The sequence below is a fragment of the Motiliproteus sp. genome, from assembly GCF_965230735.1.
Classification (GTDB): domain Bacteria; phylum Pseudomonadota; class Gammaproteobacteria; order Pseudomonadales; family Balneatricaceae; genus Motiliproteus.
This window is the reverse complement of the sequence record NZ_OZ246016.1, coordinates 2,274,805-2,289,459: the sequence shown is the minus strand read 5'-3', so window position 1 is coordinate 2,289,459 and position 14,655 is coordinate 2,274,805. Positions and strand designations below refer to the sequence as shown.

Sequence of the window (14,655 nt, the reverse complement as noted above, 5' to 3'; positions counted from 1 at the left end):
AATCGCCGGCACGGTTCCAAGCATCCGTTAATTGCCTGGAACCGTTTCTGTCCGAGCTAGATCAGCGCCGCGTCAAGGCTGTCTTGCGGGTTAACAACCGGTGGCCGCTGATCGATCGAATCCTCCAGCTGTTGCTGCTGTTGCGCCTGAAACCGTAACCACTGTCCCGGTGAGTAGCCGGTTTTCTTGCGGAAGGCCCGCGCCAATCCCGAGGCGTGCTCGTAACCCACTTCGTTGGCGACCCAGCTCAACGGGCGCCCCTGCTGGAGTAGTTTTTGCGCGCAGCTGACGCGCCACTCCATCAGGTAGTCGCCGGGGGATTTCCCCAGAGTCAGTTTGAAACGTTCAGCGAACACCGTCCGGGACATCGCGGCTTTTTCAGCCAGCTCTGCCAGTGTCCAGGGGGTTTGCGGATGCTGGTGAATCGCCATCATCGCCCGTGCCAATTGCGGATCACACAAGCCGGCTAACATGCCCTGACCGGTATACCCCCGTTCCAGCAGATAGCGCAGCAGCTGGATAATAAACAGCTCCATCAAACGATTGATCACCGCCTCGCGCCCCTGCCGCTCTCCGAACGCTTCCTCAAACAACAGCCCAAGAACACTGTCGAGCGACTGGACCGAGCGCAGCGGAATGACCAATGGCGACGGCATCGCCTGAGCCAGCAGGTTATCCGGCCCCGTGGCAAAGCGTACCGTGGCGCAGACCAGCTCGGCATGGCTGGATTCCTGCCCCTGCAGGTGGTGAGGTGTCGGTCTTGGGTAAAACAGCAGGGTCGGCTCATCCAGTTCCAGCTCGGGTCCTGCGTGATTCTGGACCCGTAACCGACCGCTTCGCAGAACATGGATATGGCCGACCCGGCAATCAGGCTCCTCGAAGCGTGACAGGCCACAGAGGTGGCCGTGATAAAACACACCGGCACTGACAGACAAACGGTTAAGTACTTCGGAGAGACGATCCATCGCGGGCCTCGGACGTTCGGGTTCAAGTTGCGGACGATCTAAAGACCCCGCCAGACCCGGCTTCGTTACAGTGACTTACGTAATCCACTGACTTCGTCAATCGATCACTAGGTGAGACACCATGAAAAACCGTAAAACACTAACCACCACGTTGACCGCCCTGGGACTGGGCTTGGGCCTGAGTCTGCTGCAACCGTTAAGTGCCGCCGAATTCAGCCCGGCGGTGGACAGCCAGGGGAATATTTCGCTGCCGGCAGATTTCCGTGCCAACCAGGTTCATCTGGGCTCCTGGTTTGTTCCGGAGGGTCCGGCCAGCGGCTTCCACGATGTTTACGCCGACAAGGCTGCGGTTGAAGCCTTCCGTCGGGATGGCAAATTTCCGGACGGCGCAATACTGATCAAAGAGTTACGGGCCTCCAAGTCCGGCGACTACAGCACCGGTAAAGGGGTTCACTACGCTACCTCCGACGGCACTAAGCAGCATTTCGTGATGGTCAAAGACAGCCAGAACCGTTTCAAGGATAACGGCAGCTGGGGTGACGGCTGGGGCTGGGCACTGTTTAAAGAGGGACCGGGCAGCAGCAATGTCAGCGCCGATTACAAGCAGGACTGTCTGGGTTGCCATGTCCCGGCCAAAGACAAGGATTGGGTTTACACCGAAGCCTACCCGACCCTGGCCAAGCCTTAAGCGATAGTCCGGCTAGGACGTGCCTGTTCTCGGGAGTTTTCTGCGCTTAGGAGACTCCCGATCTCCTCTGATCGAACGTTGAATCCGCCCCCGCTCGCCAACTTTCCCGCCTGATTTCTACGACTTATTTGCACTGGCGTGATATTGATCAATTCCAGGATATTGATAAATTTGGGAATTGAATATCCCGTAATAAAATTGCACACTTAAATTAGTCGCACCAAGCAGGATGGGACTCCTCCCTGGTCGCACTAACACTACATTGACGCTTGTAGTAGTACCTCAAAATTTGGACTTGTCGTACTGTTGGGGGGTTAAGTTGCATGAAAGTCAATCTACCGGTCAGCAACAAAGAAGTTCGTCTAACGGAAGATCAGACGATCATCTCGATGACCGATCTGAAGGGCGCAGTTACCTACGTCAATCAGGACTTTATCGACATCAGCGGTTTCAGCGAAGACGAGCTGATGGGGGTTAATCACAACATTGTCAGGCACCCGGATATGCCACCGGCCGCCTACAAAAACCTGTGGGATACCATTAAAGCCGGCCAGCCCTGGCGCGGTATCGTCAAGAACCGTTGTAAAAACGGCGATCACTACTGGGTCGAAGCGTTCGTCACCCCGGTGATGAAAAACGATCAGGTAATCGGTTACCAATCGGTCAGAAGCAAACCGTCGCAGCAACAGATCGATTCGGCCAGTGTGTTGTACAAAAAGATCAACAATCAGAAACTGACCGAACTCCCCAGCTCACGCAGCTTTAAACTCAGAATCAGCCAACAGTTCAGCATCATCCAATCCCTGTGGTTTGCGCTGATACTGCTGGCCACGACCGCTCAGCTGTTCTTCGGCGTTGACAGTTCCAGCCTTCTCTATGGCTTGATCGGTGCCGGCGCGCTGCTCTATCTATCCGGCTTTGTCTGGGTTCGAACCCAGGTGATTTCGCCGCTACGGGCGCTAGCCAAGTCGACCAAGGATCTGGCCAACGGCAATCTTAATACCCGTATCACGGTCGATAAACCCGGCGCCCTGGGTGAAAGCCAGTTGGGGTTGGATATGATCCGCGCCCGCTTGAAGACGGTGATCGGCAGGATTCAGGAGTCCAGCTCCGGGATGGTGGTTTCTACCGAGCAACTGTCGGCCATGTGCAGCGAATCCGACCAACGGATGCAGATCCAGATGATGGAGACCGAACAGCTGGCCACGGCGATGCACGAGATGACCGCCACGGTGGCCGAGGTCGCGACCAGCACCACGGTGGCCGCCGAATCCGCGCAGGATGCCATGAGCAAATCCAACAGTGGTTCAGCGGTGGTCGATACGGTCAAGAGCACCATCTCGTCGCTATCGAGTGATATCGAGCATATCGAAGAGGAGATCAACGAACTGCACCAGGACAGCCAGAATATCGGTTCTATTCTGGAAGTGATCCGGGGCGTGGCCGAACAGACCAACCTGCTGGCACTGAACGCCGCTATCGAGGCCGCCCGCGCCGGCGAACAGGGTCGAGGCTTTGCCGTGGTCGCCGACGAGGTTCGTGGACTGGCCCAACGGGTACAGGACTCCACCAACGACATCGATCAGATGATCAGCCAGCTGCAGGAAAAAACCCAGCGTTCGGTTGAGATGATGACCCACAGCCGTGAGCGGGCGGCGCTGTCGGTCAACCATGCCAACGATGCCGAAGACGCCCTCGAGGGGATTCGCCATTCGATCACCATGATTCATGACCTGAGCACCCAGATCGCTACGGCCGCCGAAGAGCAGGCCGCCGTCTCCGAAGAGATGAATCGCAACGTGATCAAGATTAAGGATCAGTCGATCGAGACCAACAGTGCAACCCAACAGGCCTCCAGCGGTTGCGCCGAGCTGTTCGAAACCAGCAAACGGCTGGACCTGCTATCCCGCGACTACGACGTCTAACCAACGCCAACCGGGCGGGTAAGTCACCGACGATTTACCCGCCTTCCTCACGGATCAATCCAGCGCCCAGCAACTCAGGTCCTGGGCAAAGCCGATCTTGCCACCATAGCTGCTACTGATCTGCGCTTCGATCTCATCCTCGCGGTTGAGGCTACGGTTCATAAAGTGGGACAACACCAGCTGACCGGTCTCGGTCTGATCGGCAATCTCGCCGATCCTGGACGGCTTCATATGCAGAAACTGTCCGGCACCCCGAGTCTGCTCATTAATTGCCGTGTGGGCGATCAACAGGTCGGTCCCCTGACCCAGCTGAATCAACTGTTCGGTTTGACCGTTCATATCACCACTGATGGTGACCGATTTGTCGCCCACATCGATCCGCCAGGCCAGCGCGGGCAGGAAGCCATGGGCAACGGCCGCGGCACTGATTCGAATATCACCGTAGTCTTTAACCGGGATGACCTTGCCAAAGGTCAGCGGCACCCGATGTGGAATGAAATGATAGGGTGAATGAGATTCGGGATTAAAGGGGGCATTGAGGTAACGGTAGGCCCCCTTCTCCGCCCCAAACAGGCTGTCGATGAATTCAACAAAATCGGCCAAGCGCTCACCACCAGCTGGACCATAGAGATCAATGTCATGGTCCAGATCGGTAAAGAAGGCACTCTTCACATAGATCGGCAGGTCGGCACTGTGGTCGACGTGTAGGTGGGTAAACAGCATCGCGGTCAGGTCTTCCATCCGTGCGCCGGACTGTTCAAAACGCCAGGCGCTGCCACTTCCGGCATCGATCAACACCCGAGCTTTGCCATCCACCCACAGAAGGTAGCTGGTCGAACTGCGGCCGTCGTTGATCTCCGGCCCTCCCGAACCCAGCACCTGGAGATAATGCCCCTGATCCGGGCACTGGTGTTGGGACGGTTCGGTTTCGGCTGCGACACCGAAAGATGCGGTAGTTAATGCAACGGCGCCGATAAGTCTTGATAACCTATCGAGTTTGAAGCGACTGGGGATTGTCTTGATCGGGTTCTGCTGTTTCGACATTTACCGTTCCTATGATCTGGTGCGCTGAAACCACAACATTTTCACTAACATGCGCATGGTCTGGATCAGACCCATGTGGCTCGGTTTCGTTACAGCAACGGCATAACTGCAGTTTCGATTTACCAGTTGCCGTGTTGCAGCACCGGGCAAGTCGTTATACAAATCCCTATCCAACTGAATCTAAGAGAGTTCGATCGATGAATCCCTGGTTAGCACTGGCTGGCGCGATTATTCTGGAAGTCTCCGGCACCATCTCGATGAAACTGTCCGACGGTTTCACCAAGCTGGTCCCCTCCGTATTGATTTTCGTCTTCTATGCCGCCTCGTTCGCCATTTTGACCCTGGCTTTAAAGAAGATCGATATCGGTATCGCCTACGCGATCTGGGCGGGAGTCGGGACGGCGCTGATTGCCGTTATCGGTGTGTTGTACTTCAAGGAGCCCTATTCGATCATGAAAGTGTTCAGCATCTTCTTGATCATCGCCGGCGTTGTCGGCCTCAACCTGAGTGGTCTGAAGCACTGATTCGAAGGAGTGTGCATGAGAGTAAAACGACTGGACCACCTGGTCCTCACGGTCAGCGATATCGACCGGAGCGTCGAGTTTTATGGCCAGGTTATGGGCATGGAAAAGGTGACTTTCGGCGAAGACCGAATCGCGTTGGCATTCGGCCAACAGAAGATCAACCTGCACCAGCACGGAAACGAGTTTGAGCCCAAGGCCGATACCCCCTGTCCCGGCAGCGCGGATCTCTGCTTTATCATTGAGCAACCGCTGGAACAGGCGATAGCTCATCTGCAGGCCAACAACGTGGCGATTCTGGAAGGGCCGGTGGAGAGAACCAGAACCGGCGCCACTGGAAAGATACTATCGGTCTATTTCCGGGATCCGGACGGTAATTTAATCGAGGTCTCCAACTATCTGAGCGCGTAAGGCTGTGGGAGCGCCATCTCGCCCCTGATCGAAGCGCTTATCTTAGCTACCACAAAAAAGCCCGCTGATGCGGGCTTTTGTGTTTTAACTTCCACTCAACCGTGAAGCGATCAGATATTGGCGATTCGGTTCAAGCCGGCGATTGCCGCAACCCGATAGGCTTCGGCCATGGTCGGGTAGTTGAAAGTGGTGTTGACGAAATACTTCAGCGTATTCGCCTCACCCTCTTGGGTCATGATCGCCTGGCCGATATGGATGATCTCGGAAGCATGACCGCCAAAGCAGTGAATACCAAGAATCTCCAGGGTTTCGCGATGGAACAGGATCTTCAACATGCCGACCTGCTCGCCGTAGATCTGCGCCCGCGCCATATCCTTAAAGAACGCCTGGCCCACTTCGTAGGGCACCTTGGCGGCCGTCAGCTCCATCTCGGTTTGGCCGATCGAGCTGATCTCCGGAATGGTATAGATACCGGTCGGTACCTCATCGATATAACGGAAATCATCGGAATTGAGCATATCGGCACTGGCGGCACGCCCCTGATCGATCGCCGCGGATGCCAGACTCGGCCAGCCGACCACATCACCGGCGGCGTAGACACCTTCCACCTCGGTGCGGTAGTGATCATCCACCTTGATCTGGCCTCGGCCGTCGGCTTCCAGACCGATATTCTCCAGTCCCAGATTGTCGGTGTTACCGGTACGACCGTTACACCACATAAAGGCGTCGGAACGGATCTTCTTACCGGATTTCAGCGTCAGCACAACGCCACGGTCATCCGCTTCAACCGAATCATACTCTTCGTTATGACGGATGGTGCAGCCGTTGTTGCGCAGGTGATAACCCAGCGCGTCGGAGATCTCATCGTCCAGGAACGACAGCAGACGGTCACGGGTATCGATCAGGTCAACCCGAACCCCAAGGCCTGCAAAGATCGAGGCATATTCACAACCGATAACACCGGCGCCATAGACGATCAGGGTCCGCGGGGTATATTCCAACTCCAGAATGCTGTCGGAATTGTAGATTCGCGGATGGGTAAAATCGATATCTTCGGGCTTGTAGGGGCGCGAACCGGTGGCGATCACCACATTCTTGGCCCGCAGCAGGTCATCACCGCGCTGATCGTGCTTGATTCGAACCGTATTGGCATCCTCAAACTGCGCCTGACCGAAATAGACGTCGACCCGGTTGCGGGCATAGAAGCTGGTGCGCATCATCACCTGCTGGGAGATGACCTTTTCGGCACGCTTGAGCACCTTTTGGAACGAAAACCAGCGTGGCTCGCCGATATCCCGGAACATCGGGTTGGTGTTGAATTCGATGATCTGCTTGACCGAGTGACGCAGTGCTTTCGAAGGAATCGTACCGACATGGGTGCAGTTGCCACCCAGTTGGTCACGAATCTCCACCACCGCCACTTTGCGGCCTTTCTTGGCGGCGCTCATTGCCGCGCCCTCACCGGCCGGTCCGGACCCTATGATTACGACGTCATAATCGTATACAGCCATGAATATCCCCTTCTGTCACCGAAGTCAGCGCCACGCTGAACGGTTATTTATTTTTTTGTCGCCAACTCGTAACCCAGCTCTTCAGCAGCAGCGGCCTTGGCAGCTTCCGCTTCCTGCTCTTTTTCACATTTGTTCGGATCATCACCACAAACCGGGCAGATGTAATCTTTTTCACCCAGGACCGCACCGACACCGCCACAGGAGCCTTTGATCGGCTTGCGCCCCATCATCACGCCGACCGAGGCCAGTCCGATAACCGCGACAAACGTCACAAACACCACCAACGCTACCCAAATCATATCCATCAGTTGTTACCTCTTGTTTGAACGGCCGGCCCTGGCTAGTTCAGCATCCCGGTTCAGTTCGGCGACTTGATAAAGCGCTCGAATCCCGGGGTATGCTTTTCAACAAAACCTTCATCGCTCTTGACGATAAAGAACACGTTCAGGCCCAGCTCCGTTGCCAGAGCCAGACCTTTTTCATCACCCAACACCATCATCGCCGTGGCGAAGGCATCGGCGCGGGCACAGGAGGGGTCGACCACGGTCACCGAAGCCAGACGGTGGCTGATCGGCCGACCGGTCTTGGGGTCGATGGTATGGGAAAAGCGAACCCCATCCTGCTCAAAATAATTGCGGTAATCCCCTGACGTTGCGATCGCATTGTCGCCCACCTCGATTACCTGCTGTAGTTTTCGGCTGCCGATATCGGGACGCTCTATCGCGATCCGCCAGGGCTTGTCACCCGGCTTAGTCCCGTGCAGCCTAAGCTCCCCACCCACTTCGACCATAAAACCGTCGAAGTCGTTCGCCAGCAGTTCGGCCAGCTGATCCACCGCATAACCCTTGGCGATCGCCGACAGGTCCAGGCTACGGGGTTGCTGTTTGCTCAAACTCGGGGGTTGCTGACGTACCTGTACGGCCTGATAGCCGATCTGTTGCATGCGCTCGTCGATCAAGGCTGAATCAGGGGCGTTATGAATTCTCGGATCGGGTCCGAAGCCCCACAGATTGACCAAAGGACCAACGGTGGCATCGAAAGCGCCCTGACTTTGTTCGCTGATCTGTTGGGCCAGACTGACCACCGCGGCGGTCTCGTCAGACACGTCAAACCAGTCCTGACCTTGCAACCGGTTAAACCGGCTTAACTCGGAGTCTTCCCGATAGGTCGACATCCGCGCTTCAATTCGATCCAGCACCGCTTGAAGTCGTTGCTGGAGATTCGCCTTATCGAGCCCCTCGGCTGCAACCACCTTGATATGGTAGCTGGTCCCCATGGTCTGCCCCGATAAAGCATGAACGGCGACCCGAGGGTCGCCGTCCGTGCAGCCGGTGAGCAGCACGGCGGCCAGGGCCAACAGTGCTGCAATCCGGAATCTGATGTAGAACATCTTCATTCGCAGGCTGACTTAGCCCCCGAAGTCGTCGAGCAGGATGTTTTCGCGCTCAACGCCCAGATCTTCCAGCATCTTGATAACCGCAGAGGTCATCATCGGCGGTCCACACATGTAGAATTCACAATCTTCAGGCGCTTCGTGGTCCTTCAGATAGTTCTCGTACAGAACATTGTGGATGAAGCCGGTGTAGCCTTCCCAGTTGTCTTCGGGCAGCGGATCGGACAGGGCCAGGTGCCACTCGAAGTTTTCGTTCTCTTCGGCCAACTGGTCGAACTCTTCACCGTAGAAGGCTTCACGCATGGAGCGTGCACCGTACCAGTAAGAGATCTTGCGGTCTGAGTTCAGACGCTTGAGCTGATCGAAGATATGGGAGCGCATCGGCGCCATACCGGCACCACCGCCGACGAATACCATCTCTGCATCGGTATCCTTGGCGAAGAACTCACCGAACGGACCGTAAACGGTAACCTTGTCACCCGGCTTGAGGCTGAAGACGTAGGAAGACATCTTGCCCGGAGGCAGATCGTCACGTCCCGGAGGCGGCGTCGCAACACGGATGTTGAACTTAACCACACCCTTCTCTTCCGGGTAGTTAGCCATGGAGTAAGCACGGATAACGGTTTCGTCGACTTTGGAGACGTAGCGCCAGATGTCGAACTTGTCCCAGTCCTCGTGGTACTCCTCTTCGATGTCGAAGTCTTTGTAGGCAGCAACGTGCGGCGGGCACTCCAGCTGCACATAACCACCGGCGCGGAAGTCAACGTTCTCACCTTCAGGCAGACGCAGGGTCAGTTCCTTGATGAAGGTGGCAACGTTCGGGTTGGAGTCAACCGTGCACTCCCACTTCTTAACGCCGAAGACGTCGTCTTCAACTTCGATCTTCATGTCCTGCTTAACAGCAACCTGGCAGGACAGGCGCCAGCCCTCGCGGGCCTCGCCTTTGGTGAAGTGACCTTCTTCGGTCGGCAGCATCTCACCACCGCCCTCTTCGACGATACACTTACACTGCGCACAGGTACCACCACCACCACAGGCAGAGGACAGGAAGATGCCCTGACCCGCCAGGGTGCCCAGCAGCTTATCGCCCGCCGGTGCGTGGATGGTTTTTTCGGGATCACCATTGATCTCGATCTTCACGTCGCCGCTGGAAACCAGCTTGGAGCGGGCGAACAGAATCACCGCTACCAGCACCAGTACCACGACCGTGAACATGATTACACCGAGTATAATTTGTTCCATGTTCGTTTAACCTTTTCTAAATTCGCACTCTGTCGTCAAAGTGGTACAGCCTTACAGCTGTACCCCTGAGAAGGACATGAAGCCCAAGGACATCAGACCTACAGTGATGAAGGTGATGCCCAGACCACGCAGGCCGTGCGGTACATCTGAGTACTTCAACTTTTCACGGATACCTGCCAGCGCAGTGATCGCGAACGCCCAACCGGTACCAGCACCGATGCCGTATACCACTGACTCACCGAAGTTGTAGTCACGCTCTACCATGAACAGCGCACCGGCCATGATGGCGCAGTTAACGGTGATCAGCGGCAGGAATACACCCAGCGCGTTGTAGAGGGGCGGGAAGTACTTATCCAAGGTCATTTCAAGGATCTGAACCATCGCTGCGATTACGCCGATGTAGGAGATCAGGCCCAGGAAGCTCAGATCAACATTCGGCAGACCGGCCCAAGCCAGGGCACCGTCAGCAAGCAGGTAGGTGTAGATCAGGTTGTTAACCGGAACGGTGATACCCAGTACCACGATAACGGCAACACCCAGACCGATGGCAGTCTGCACCTTCTTGGAGATGGCGATAAAGGTACACATCCCCAGGAAGAAGGAGAGCGCCATGTTCTCGATGAAGATCGATTTAACGAACAGGCTAATATAATGTTCCATGTCTCTCTTCTCCTGTTACTTGGTATTCGGCGCGATGGTGAAGTCAGCTGCTTCCACTTGGTTGCTCTTCCAAGCGCGCAGACCCCAGATCATCAGACCGATCACGAAGAAGGCAGACGGCGGCAACAGCATCAGGCCGTTAGCCACGTACCAGCCACCGTTATTGACCAGCGAGAAGATCTCGATGCCAAACAGGGAGCCGGAGCCAAACAGTTCACGGATAAAGCCGACGAACATCAGAACCGCACCATAACCCAGACCGTTACCGATACCGTCCAAGAAGCTGATGCCGGGCGAATTCTTCATCGCGAAGGCTTCGGCACGTCCCATAACGATACAGTTGGTGATGATCAGACCAACGAATACCGACAGCTGCTTGGACAGCTCGTAGGCAAAGGCCTTCAGCACCTGGTCAACCACGATTACCAGCGAGGCAATGATGGTCATCTGTACGATGATCCGAATGTTGTTCGGAATATGGCCACGGATCAGCGAGACGAACAGGTTCGAAAACGCACAAACCGCGATTACCGCCAAGCTCATGACGAACGCAACATTCAGCGAGCTGGTTACAGCCAGTGCCGAACAGATACCGAGGATCTGCAGTGCGATCGGGTTGTTCTCCAAGACTGGAGTTGTCAGTACTTCTTTAGCTGTTTGTTTAGCCATGATTACACCTCACCCGCGCGCAGCTTAGCCAGGAAGGGAGCATAACCGTTCTCGCTCAACCAGAACTTGAACAGATTGGTTACACCATTGGAGGTCAGGGTCGCACCGGCCAGACCATCGATCTGGTATTCCGAACCTGCAGCGGAGGTATCCACCTTACCCTTGATCAGAGCAACCGCAGCGCTGTCGAAGTTGCCATCGGCATAGATCTTCTTGCCGGGCCACTGAGCTTTCCAGCTCGGGTTATCGACTTCACCGCCCAGACCGGGAGTTTCGCCGTGAGCGAAGAAGGTCATACCAACAACCGTGTTCAGGTCACCTTCCAGTGCCATGAAACCGTACATGGTTGACCACAGACCCTTACCGTGTACCGGCAGGATCAGCTTCTCGATCTTGTCGCCGTTCTTGACCATGTACAGGGTCTTGTAACGGGCGTGTTGGCGAATGCCGGCCAGATCCTGCTCAGCGCTCAGTTTGACCGCTTGTTTCGGATCTTTGGCTGCTTTCAATTCGTCGTAAGACGCCGGATCAATGTCATCGGCCCAGGTGTTGGTCTCTAGGTCCAGTACCCGTGCTTCGATGCTCTCGTCGAACAGCGCAAACACATCTTTACCTTCGGTATCGATGTTGGCTGCCGCAAGAATGTTGGTTTGCTTGTCCAGCACCTTGTTGGCTTCTTGCATAGGCTTGAGGCCAACCGCCGCTGCCGATACGAACACTGCGCAGACTACACACAGTGAGACCGTAACGATCAGCGTCTTCTTGATAGTGTCGTTATTAGCTGACATTGCGTAGCATCCTCCGCTTGATGTTGGCCTGCACCACGAAGTAGTCGATCAGCGGTGCAAACAGGTTGGCAAACAGGATTGCCAGCATCATGCCTTCCGGGAAGGCCGGGTTGACCACACGGATCAGAACAACCATGAAGCCGATCAGCGCACCGAAGTACAACTTACCGGTATTGGTCATGGAAGCAGAAACCGGATCGGTCGCCATGAACATCATGCCGAAGGCAAAACCACCCAGGACCAGGTGCCACCAGAATGGCAGGCTGAACATCGGGTTGGTGTCGGAGCCGATCAGGTTGAACAGCAGCGAGGTGCCGATCATACCGATCAGAACACCGGCAACGATACGCCAGGCAGCGATCTTGAAGAACATCAGTGCGCAACCACCGATCAGGATAGCCAGGGTGCTAACCTCACCGACAGAACCCTGGATGTTACCGATAAAGGCATCGGCCCAGGTGATGTTGTTGGCCAGGATGTTCTGAACACCGCCTTCGGCCGCCAGGCCCAGCGGAGTCGCACCGGCAAAACCGTCAACGGCGGTCCAGACCGCGTCACCCGACATCTGCGCCGGGTAGGCGAAGAACAGGAACGCACGACCGGTCAGTGCCGGGTTAAGGAAGTTCTTACCAGTACCGCCGAAGACTTCCTTACCGATAACCACACCGAAGCTGATACCCAGTGCCACTTCCCACAGCGGGATAGTCGGCGGCAGGATCAGCGAGAACAGAATGGAGGTAACAAAGAAACCTTCGTTAACTTCGTGGCCACGCTTCATCGCGAACAGGACTTCCCAGAAGCCGCCCACGATAAAGGTGGTGATGTAGATCGGCAGCCAGTAGACGAAGCCGTAGATAAAGTTGTCCCAAACGCTGTCCGGGCTGTTACCAGCCAGAGCACCGATCAGGGCACCACGCCAGCCTTCCATCTGCAGACCGTGCTCGGCGATTGCCGTGTTGGCTTGCAGGCCCAGGAAGTAAGCACCGGCAAAAACAGCCGGGAAGGTGCACATCCAAACCAGGATCATCATCCGCTTCAGGTCGACCATGTCGCGCACGTGAGAGGCGGACTTGGTTACCTGACCCGGGGTGTAGAAAATGGTATCGGCCGCTTCATACAGGGCGTACCAGTTTTCGTACTTGCCGCCTTTATGGAAGTGCGGCTCCATTTTGTCGAGAATATTTCTGATGCTCACGGATTAGCCCTCTTTCTCGATACGCGTCAGGTTATCGCGAAGGATCGGACCGTACTCGTACTTGCCTGCACACGCGTAGGTGCACAGTGCCAAGTCTTCTTCGTCCAGTTCCAACGCGCCCAGCGCGATAGCTGAATCCATATCCCCAACAACCAGTGCACGCAGCAGCTGGGTCGGCAGGATATCCATCGGCATCAGCTCTTCAAACTGACCTACCGGTACCATGGCCCGCTCGGAACCGTTGGTGGTGGTAGTGAAGTTGAACAGTTTGTTGGCTTTGAATTTACCGGTCACGATGTTCAGCATGGAGTGCTTCTCGGCACCCGGCGCAACCCAGCCCATAAAGTCGCGTGAACGACCTTCGAGCAGCACGCTGATCTGGGTGTTGTAGCGACCCAGGTAGGCGAACGGACCTTCGGCGGTACGACCGTTGAAGATCGAACCGGAGATAACACGGTTGTCGGCGTTTTTGACGCGGCCGGAAACCAGCTCATCGGTGTTGGCACCCACACGGGTACGCAGCAGGATGGGCTCAGGCACCTGAGGACCACCCAGCGCGATAACACGCTCGGTCCACAGCTTGCCGGTTTCGAACAGCTTGCCGACAGCAATCACGTCCTGGTAGCTGATGCTCCAGACGGTTTTCTGTGCGCTGACCGGATCCAGGAAGTGGATGTGGGTACCGGCGTTACCTGCCGGGTGCTTACCACTGAATTCCTGCACGGTGGACTCAGCAGCAGCCGGGATATCGGCACCTTCTGCTTTGCACAGGAACAGTTTGCCCTGAACCAGCTTGGACAGGATCTGCTGACCCGCCAAGAACGCTTCTTTCTGCTCGGCAATAACCACGGCCGGATCGGCGCTCAACGGGTTAGTGTCGATGGCAGTAATGAAAATGGAGTTCGGGGTGCTTTCAGGCGCAGGAACCTTACTGTACGGACGGGTCCGCAGCGCAGTCCAAAGGCCGGACTCTACGAGGTTTTCAACGACCTGCTCGCGCGTTACCTGCGCGGCATCGTACTTGGCAAACTCAACAGCTTCGTCACCTTGAACATCGATAACGACAGACTGTAGAGCACGCTTTTCACCACGGTTGATCGCAGACACGACCCCGCTGGCGGGGGCGGTGTATTTGACACCGGGTGTTTTTTTATCGGAAAAAATCACCTGGCCGAGCTTCACTTGGTCGCCAACCCGGACTGACATAGTCGGCTTCATGCCAACATAATCAAATCCGATGACGGCAACCGAGCTTACCTGCGCACCATCTTCGATGGCTTGTCGCGGAGCTCCGGCAATAGGTAGATCCAGACCCTTAGTGATCCTGATCATGCGCCTCACCCAATCTAAACTTGATATTTCAGGTCCCAACCACAGACTCGGACAAACACTCCTTCTTTGGGAGTTTGTTCTCCGCGCCCAGAGACCCATCTAAAAAACCGCGTAATTATAAAGACCCACCCTCTGAATTACCACTCGCCAAAAGGGTAAGCTGAGCCGAAACAAAGCCTTTTTGGTCATCAGTTTGCTTAATCCTGTCAATTGCTGATAAATCGCACCCCATTGATCAGAAAAAGCCGAATTTTCCACCAGTCAACAACCCGAACATCTTCGATCAAAAAACCACCAATACCGATTTTCAG

Annotated in this window: 15 protein-coding genes; 4 read left to right on the top strand and 11 right to left on the bottom strand. The window is 55.7% G+C overall.

The features are described from left to right. Positions 1-56: 56 nt before the first annotated feature. On the bottom strand, positions 57-965 hold the full coding sequence (locus ACO05M_RS10685; protein ID WP_421862310.1) for a cupin domain-containing protein: 909 nt from the start codon (positions 963-965) through the stop codon (positions 57-59). Positions 966-1,086: 121 nt separating this feature from the next. Here ACO05M_RS10685 and ACO05M_RS10680 point away from each other — a divergent pair, with 121 nt between their 5' ends. Together ACO05M_RS10680 and ACO05M_RS10675 are read left to right on the top strand one after the other, a co-directional pair. Further along, the gene (locus ACO05M_RS10680) at positions 1,087-1,653 is read left to right on the top strand and encodes a cytochrome P460 family protein (RefSeq protein ID WP_421862307.1); all 567 of its coding nucleotides are present in this window, start codon (positions 1,087-1,089) and stop codon (positions 1,651-1,653) included. A 323-nt stretch (positions 1,654-1,976) separates the two neighbouring features. Beyond that, entirely contained in the window at positions 1,977-3,578 is a 1,602-nt protein-coding gene (locus ACO05M_RS10675) for a methyl-accepting chemotaxis protein (protein WP_421862304.1), read from the top strand. Positions 3,579-3,632: 54 nt separating this feature from the next. Here ACO05M_RS10675 and ACO05M_RS10670 read toward each other — a convergent pair whose 3' ends face one another. Further along, positions 3,633-4,622, bottom strand: a complete 990-nt coding sequence (locus ACO05M_RS10670) for an MBL fold metallo-hydrolase (protein ID WP_421862301.1) — start codon at positions 4,620-4,622, stop codon at positions 3,633-3,635. 197 nt (positions 4,623-4,819) lie between these two features. Between ACO05M_RS10670 and ACO05M_RS10665 the strand changes: the two genes are divergently transcribed. Then, on the top strand, positions 4,820-5,146 hold the full coding sequence (locus tag ACO05M_RS10665; RefSeq protein WP_421862298.1) for a DMT family transporter: 327 nt from the start codon (positions 4,820-4,822) through the stop codon (positions 5,144-5,146). A 15-nt stretch (positions 5,147-5,161) separates the two neighbouring features. Next, positions 5,162-5,554 carry a VOC family protein gene (locus tag ACO05M_RS10660; RefSeq protein WP_421862295.1) on the top strand — a complete coding sequence of 131 codons (393 nt, stop codon included), beginning with the start codon at positions 5,162-5,164 and terminating at the stop codon, positions 5,552-5,554. A 110-nt stretch (positions 5,555-5,664) separates the two neighbouring features. Here ACO05M_RS10660 and sthA read toward each other — a convergent pair whose 3' ends face one another. From sthA to ACO05M_RS10615, 9 genes are read right to left on the bottom strand one after another with little or no spacing between them, the layout of a single operon-like run. Beyond that, the gene (gene sthA / locus ACO05M_RS10655) at positions 5,665-7,065 is read right to left on the bottom strand and encodes a Si-specific NAD(P)(+) transhydrogenase (protein ID WP_421862292.1); all 1,401 of its coding nucleotides are present in this window, start codon (positions 7,063-7,065) and stop codon (positions 5,665-5,667) included. A 47-nt stretch (positions 7,066-7,112) separates the two neighbouring features. Next, entirely contained in the window at positions 7,113-7,370 is a 258-nt protein-coding gene (nqrM, locus tag ACO05M_RS10650) for a (Na+)-NQR maturation NqrM (RefSeq protein ID WP_421862289.1), read from the bottom strand. A 53-nt stretch (positions 7,371-7,423) separates the two neighbouring features. Beyond that, entirely contained in the window at positions 7,424-8,455 is a 1,032-nt protein-coding gene (locus ACO05M_RS10645) for an FAD:protein FMN transferase (protein ID WP_421862286.1), read from the bottom strand. A gap of 18 nt (positions 8,456-8,473) precedes the next feature. After that, positions 8,474-9,700 (bottom strand): NADH:ubiquinone reductase (Na(+)-transporting) subunit F, encoded by a 1,227-nt coding sequence (gene nqrF / locus ACO05M_RS10640; RefSeq protein WP_421862284.1) that lies wholly within the window; start codon positions 9,698-9,700, stop codon positions 8,474-8,476. A 51-nt stretch (positions 9,701-9,751) separates the two neighbouring features. After that, the gene (gene nqrE, locus ACO05M_RS10635; RefSeq protein WP_114694531.1) at positions 9,752-10,360 is read right to left on the bottom strand and encodes an NADH:ubiquinone reductase (Na(+)-transporting) subunit E; all 609 of its coding nucleotides are present in this window, start codon (positions 10,358-10,360) and stop codon (positions 9,752-9,754) included. A 15-nt stretch (positions 10,361-10,375) separates the two neighbouring features. Next, entirely contained in the window at positions 10,376-11,029 is a 654-nt protein-coding gene (locus ACO05M_RS10630) for an NADH:ubiquinone reductase (Na(+)-transporting) subunit D (RefSeq protein ID WP_421862280.1), read from the bottom strand. Positions 11,030-11,031: 2 nt separating this feature from the next. Further along, positions 11,032-11,817 carry a Na(+)-translocating NADH-quinone reductase subunit C gene (locus ACO05M_RS10625; protein ID WP_421862278.1) on the bottom strand — a complete coding sequence of 262 codons (786 nt, stop codon included), beginning with the start codon at positions 11,815-11,817 and terminating at the stop codon, positions 11,032-11,034. Beyond that, entirely contained in the window at positions 11,807-13,012 is a 1,206-nt protein-coding gene (locus tag ACO05M_RS10620) for an NADH:ubiquinone reductase (Na(+)-transporting) subunit B (protein WP_421862275.1), read from the bottom strand. Before ACO05M_RS10620 ends, ACO05M_RS10625 begins: the two co-directional genes overlap by 11 nt. A 3-nt stretch (positions 13,013-13,015) precedes the next feature. Continuing rightward, positions 13,016-14,344: a Na(+)-translocating NADH-quinone reductase subunit A gene (locus ACO05M_RS10615; protein WP_421862272.1), complete on the bottom strand. Its 1,329-nt coding sequence runs from the start codon at positions 14,342-14,344 to the stop codon at positions 13,016-13,018. Positions 14,345-14,655 lie beyond the last annotated feature (311 nt).

Excerpts from the sequence above, each read along its gene's own strand:
- ACO05M_RS10685 (WP_421862310.1), bottom strand. The coding sequence starts at position 965 with ATGGATCGTCTCTCCGAAGTACTTAACCGTTTGTCTGTCAGTGCCGGT.
- ACO05M_RS10680 (WP_421862307.1), top strand. The coding sequence starts at position 1,087 with ATGAAAAACCGTAAAACACTAACCACCACGTTGACCGCCCTGGGACTG.
- ACO05M_RS10675 (WP_421862304.1), top strand. The coding sequence starts at position 1,977 with ATGAAAGTCAATCTACCGGTCAGCAACAAAGAAGTTCGTCTAACGGAA.
- ACO05M_RS10670 (WP_421862301.1), bottom strand. The coding sequence starts at position 4,622 with ATGTCGAAACAGCAGAACCCGATCAAGACAATCCCCAGTCGCTTCAAA.
- ACO05M_RS10665 (WP_421862298.1), top strand. The coding sequence starts at position 4,820 with ATGAATCCCTGGTTAGCACTGGCTGGCGCGATTATTCTGGAAGTCTCC.
- ACO05M_RS10660 (WP_421862295.1), top strand. The coding sequence starts at position 5,162 with ATGAGAGTAAAACGACTGGACCACCTGGTCCTCACGGTCAGCGATATC.
- sthA (WP_421862292.1), bottom strand. The coding sequence starts at position 7,065 with ATGGCTGTATACGATTATGACGTCGTAATCATAGGGTCCGGACCGGCC.
- nqrM (WP_421862289.1), bottom strand. The coding sequence starts at position 7,370 with ATGGATATGATTTGGGTAGCGTTGGTGGTGTTTGTGACGTTTGTCGCG.
- ACO05M_RS10645 (WP_421862286.1), bottom strand. The coding sequence starts at position 8,455 with ATGTTCTACATCAGATTCCGGATTGCAGCACTGTTGGCCCTGGCCGCC.
- nqrF (WP_421862284.1), bottom strand. The coding sequence starts at position 9,700 with ATGGAACAAATTATACTCGGTGTAATCATGTTCACGGTCGTGGTACTG.
- nqrE (WP_114694531.1), bottom strand. The coding sequence starts at position 10,360 with ATGGAACATTATATTAGCCTGTTCGTTAAATCGATCTTCATCGAGAAC.
- ACO05M_RS10630 (WP_421862280.1), bottom strand. The coding sequence starts at position 11,029 with ATGGCTAAACAAACAGCTAAAGAAGTACTGACAACTCCAGTCTTGGAG.
- ACO05M_RS10625 (WP_421862278.1), bottom strand. The coding sequence starts at position 11,817 with ATGTCAGCTAATAACGACACTATCAAGAAGACGCTGATCGTTACGGTC.
- ACO05M_RS10615 (WP_421862272.1), bottom strand. The coding sequence starts at position 14,344 with ATGATCAGGATCACTAAGGGTCTGGATCTACCTATTGCCGGAGCTCCG.